Raw genomic sequence first — 3,497 nt, 5'->3', positions numbered from 1 at the left:
GTTCTTGAGAACTCTCGCCGCAGGCAGAAAGGGACGCATGACCTCCTCAGAGACCGTCCACGACGTCATCATCATCGGGTCCGGCCCGGCCGGGTACACCGCTGCGATCTACGCGGCCCGCGCCCAGTCCGGCGGCGGAGCCCGCTGCGGCCCTCGCGATCGATTCACTCGGGTTCGTCGACACCACGGCCCGTTGTGACACCGGTCAGCGCGCCGCGGCGATCGCCCGCACCGAGCGTGCCGCCGTCGTCGTGTGCGAGGACACCGACGGGTCGTACGAGTATCAGGGGATCCGCCTGCGCGACGGCGCAGCGCTGCAGCTCGACGATGTGCGGCCGATGGCCGTCGGCTTCGAGGCACGCAACGGGGGCACCACGTACCGCCTGTCCCCGACCGAGCTGGTGGTGATCTCCGGCGAATCCCTGCAGAGCCGCGATCCGGTCATCGAGTACCGCGCGGACGAGGGCTAACCCAGATATTCGAAGGCGCTGCCGCCCGGTCGCCAGCTCACCGAGCTGCCGTCGTTGAAGTCGGACAGCATCGCGATGACCGGGCCGCGCAGCTCGGCGACGGAGGGCCGGACAGTGACGGCCGCCTGGGCGAAACAGATCCGGAGACCTTCACGGGACGCCTCGACGGTCTCGACGACCGGCTCGCCGATCAGCGACCGCAACGTGTCGGCGTAGCCGGGCTGGCGACTGGTGACCGGACCGCCCGGGGTGTCGACCACGGGCAACACCTCGCACGTCAGCACCGGAGTGTCGGGCGCCTCGGCGGATTCGAAGGCCAGCTGCAGGTAGCGGGGGAAGAACTGGACCGACTGCAGGTGGTAGCCGACGAGGCGGGACAGCAGCTCGTTGTATCCGTAGATCTTCGGTGCCGGCGGCTTCGAATGGAGGTACCGAACTTCGGGATGGTTCTCGCCGGCTGACTCGTCGTCGTCAGAACCACCCAGAACGTCCGTCATCCCATGCACCTCGCGTAGCCGTCGCCTCCAGCCGTAGCGGTACATTACGTTAACGTGCGCCGATCGGGTTTGCCGGGTTGCACGAGCGGACCTCTGTCCACCCCCGTCCGCCGGCCGTCCCGAATGGACGCGCCGCCGTGATCTCCGCGCAATCGCGACCGTGCAGGCTCGGACCCATGACCGTGCTGGCGCTGACCACGTCGTTGATCGCGGCACTGTGCATCGGCTACCGACTCGGTCTACGCGCCGGGCGGCGGACCCGGACGTGGCGGCAACGCACCGGCCGGGCCGCGCTGGTGAGGCAGGCGGCCGGTCTTGTCGCGTTGCTGGCCGTCGGCCGGCTCGAGCGCGCTGTACGTCGACGGCGGCCGGGCCGGCGACTTTCCTGGCTGCCCGGCCGGTGAAGCCCGCCGGTTGAGCGCAGGCGGCGGGTAGGTTGCGTGGATGCCGCTGCGCTACGTCGACCCCCACCGCAGACGCGGTCCCGGCTACGACCAGGGTGTCCGGTTCGGTCGGTCCAGGATCGGCCAGTTCATGGCCCGCCACATCGCCCGTCGCACCGATCCCCTGTTGTTCCGCCTGACCGGCGGACGGGTGAACATGGGGCCGATCGTCAACGCGCCGCTACGCACCGTCGGCGCCAAATCGGGCAAGCCGCGCGTCGTTCAGCTGACCTACTTCCACGACGGATCCGACGTCATCCTGATCGCGTCGAACTTCGGCGGCAGCACGCACCCGCAGTGGTACCACAACCTGAAGGCCCATCCGGACTGCGAGTTCGGTCAGGAACGGTTCACCGCGCAGCAGGTCACCGACCCGGACGAATACCGCCGGCTCTACGAACTGGCCGAGCGGGTGTATGCCGGGTACGCCGACTACCGGGAGATGACGGCCGATACCGGGCGTCAGATCCCGATCTTCCGGTTGACTCCCCGGTAGGACCCGCCGACCCGTAAAGCGTTGCGGACTCGTGCCGCCCCCTCCTGTCGCGGACAGACCAGCTCAGGATACGACCGGACGGATCAGCGTCCCCTTAGACTGTGCGGCGATGACCGAAGCCGTCGTCAGGCACCGTTACTCCGAGGTGGCCGACGTCTACATCCGGATGTTCGGCGAAGTCGACCGCGTGGCTGCCGAAGACCTCGCGTTTCTCCGGCGCAACCTGGCTGAGTGCGCGGGTACCGTCCTCGACGCCGGTTGCGGGCCCGGTCATCTCACGTCCTTTCTGGCCGACCTCGGTCTGGCCGCGGCCGGTGTCGACCTGGTGCCGGAGTTCGTCGCCTGCGCCCGCGCGCGCCGCCCGGACCTCGACTTCGCGGTCGGATCGCTGCACAACCTCGCCCTCCCGGACGGCGCGCTCGGCGGGGTTATGGCCTGGTTCTCGTTGATACATTGCGACACAACAGAACTGGCGCATGTTCTCGCCGAGTTCCACCGGATGACGGTGCCGGGCGGAATGCTGGTGGTGGGCTTCTTCGACGGCGAGGCGGTCGAGCGCTTCGACCACAAGGTGACCGCGGCCTACCGCCGGCCCGTCGACGACATGTCCCGGATGCTGGCGGCGGCGGGCTTCGCCGAGGTCGAGCGGGTGCGGCGCGCCGGCACGGACCAGGCGCGCCCCTACGCCGCGATCGCCGCGCGCGCCGGTTGATCGGCACCGGTCTCAGCGAGGCGAATAGTGCAGAAGGGCGGTGCCGTCGTCGAAGATTCTGTGCTCGACGAGACGCAGGTCGAGATGGACGTCGTCGGGCAGTGCGCGCAACCCGCCGCCCACCATCTTCGGAACCACGAAGAACCGGAACTCCTCGACCAGTCCCGCCCGGATCGCCGCGGCCGCGACAGTGGGCCCGAAGATCTCGACGGTGCCCGTCGCATCGCCCACGATCCGCTGCAACTCGGTCAGGCTCAGGCCGGGTATCAGGCGGGCGCGGTCCGACCCGAGCTGATCGTCGGTCAGGGTCGACGACACCACCACCTTGTCGATGGCCCGCCAGCGCCGGGCGAACTCCTTCTCGGCCGGTGTCCAGTCCTCGTCGACGGGATCGGTCTCCCAGTACTGCATCAGCACATAGGTCTTCCGCCCCAGCACCTCGGTCGACACTTCGGCCATGCGGTCGACATGGAAGGCGAACACCGGATCCCCGGGGGCCGACCACTGGAAATCGCCGTCGGCGTCGGCGACGTAGCCGTCGAGGGACACGGTCGCGGCGTAACTCAGGGTTCCCATCGCGTTCTGAACTCCTCAGGGGTTGGGGCGCCGGGTGACGAACGCCGAACGTACGGATTCTGACGCGGACCAACGGTTTTCTGTCAAAAACCGTACGCCCGCAGGATTCTGTCGGATCAGTTCTTCACTTGCTGCGGTTGACCCTGACCGCCTCGTGGATCAACTCCTTGAACGCATCGGCCTCCAGCTCGTCGTCTTCGCGCAGATCGATGGAACGCCCGACGGGGGCCTGCAGGCTCGCGTTGAACAGTTTGTGCGGATCGCGCACCGACGACCCCTTCGCGAAGTTGACCTTCACCTTGC

Annotated in this window: 6 protein-coding genes and 1 pseudogene; 5 read left to right on the top strand and 2 right to left on the bottom strand. The window is 68.3% G+C overall.

Going from position 1 to position 3,497, the window contains the following annotated elements:
• Window positions 1–37: 37 nt before the first annotated feature.
• Window positions 38–127: pseudogene (locus tag ASJ79_RS32565) on the top strand (FAD-dependent oxidoreductase); the annotation flags it as partial.
• A gap of 124 nt (window positions 128–251) precedes the next feature.
• The gene (locus ASJ79_RS31350) at window positions 252–470 is read left to right on the top strand and encodes a hypothetical protein (protein WP_082753971.1); all 219 of its coding nucleotides are present in this window, start codon (window positions 252–254) and stop codon (window positions 468–470) included.
• Here ASJ79_RS31350 and ASJ79_RS21055 read toward each other — a convergent pair.
• On the bottom strand, window positions 467–967 hold the full coding sequence (locus ASJ79_RS21055) for a hypothetical protein (RefSeq protein WP_067959463.1): 501 nt from the start codon (window positions 965–967) through the stop codon (window positions 467–469). The genes ASJ79_RS31350 and ASJ79_RS21055 overlap by 4 nt on opposite strands.
• Before the next feature lie 176 nt (window positions 968–1,143).
• Here ASJ79_RS21055 and ASJ79_RS21050 point away from each other — a divergent pair, with 176 nt between their 5' ends.
• The 3 genes from ASJ79_RS21050 to ASJ79_RS21040 all read left to right on the top strand — a co-directional run bounded on the left by ASJ79_RS21050 (window position 1,144) and on the right by ASJ79_RS21040 (window position 2,618).
• Complete coding sequence (locus ASJ79_RS21050) at window positions 1,144–1,371, top strand: hypothetical protein (RefSeq protein WP_067959461.1); 228 nt, start codon at window positions 1,144–1,146, stop codon at window positions 1,369–1,371.
• A gap of 40 nt (window positions 1,372–1,411) precedes the next feature.
• Window positions 1,412–1,906 carry a nitroreductase/quinone reductase family protein gene (locus ASJ79_RS21045; protein ID WP_067959457.1) on the top strand — a complete coding sequence of 165 codons (495 nt, stop codon included), beginning with the start codon at window positions 1,412–1,414 and terminating at the stop codon, window positions 1,904–1,906.
• A 109-nt stretch (window positions 1,907–2,015) separates the two neighbouring features.
• A complete protein-coding gene (locus tag ASJ79_RS21040) occupies window positions 2,016–2,618 on the top strand; it encodes a class I SAM-dependent methyltransferase (protein ID WP_067959454.1) in 603 nt (200 codons plus the stop codon).
• A 12-nt stretch (window positions 2,619–2,630) separates the two neighbouring features.
• On the opposite strand, the gene ASJ79_RS21035 is transcribed toward ASJ79_RS21040, so the two are convergent.
• Complete coding sequence (locus ASJ79_RS21035; protein WP_067959451.1) at window positions 2,631–3,194, bottom strand: dihydrofolate reductase family protein; 564 nt, start codon at window positions 3,192–3,194, stop codon at window positions 2,631–2,633.
• Window positions 3,195–3,497 lie beyond the last annotated feature (303 nt).

It is taken from the genome of Mycobacterium sp. NAZ190054 (assembly GCF_001545925.1).
In the GTDB taxonomy this organism is placed as follows: domain Bacteria; phylum Actinomycetota; class Actinomycetes; order Mycobacteriales; family Mycobacteriaceae; genus Mycobacterium.
The sequence above is the reverse complement of the archived record's forward strand: the minus strand, read 5'-3'. Positions and strand labels throughout refer to the sequence as shown.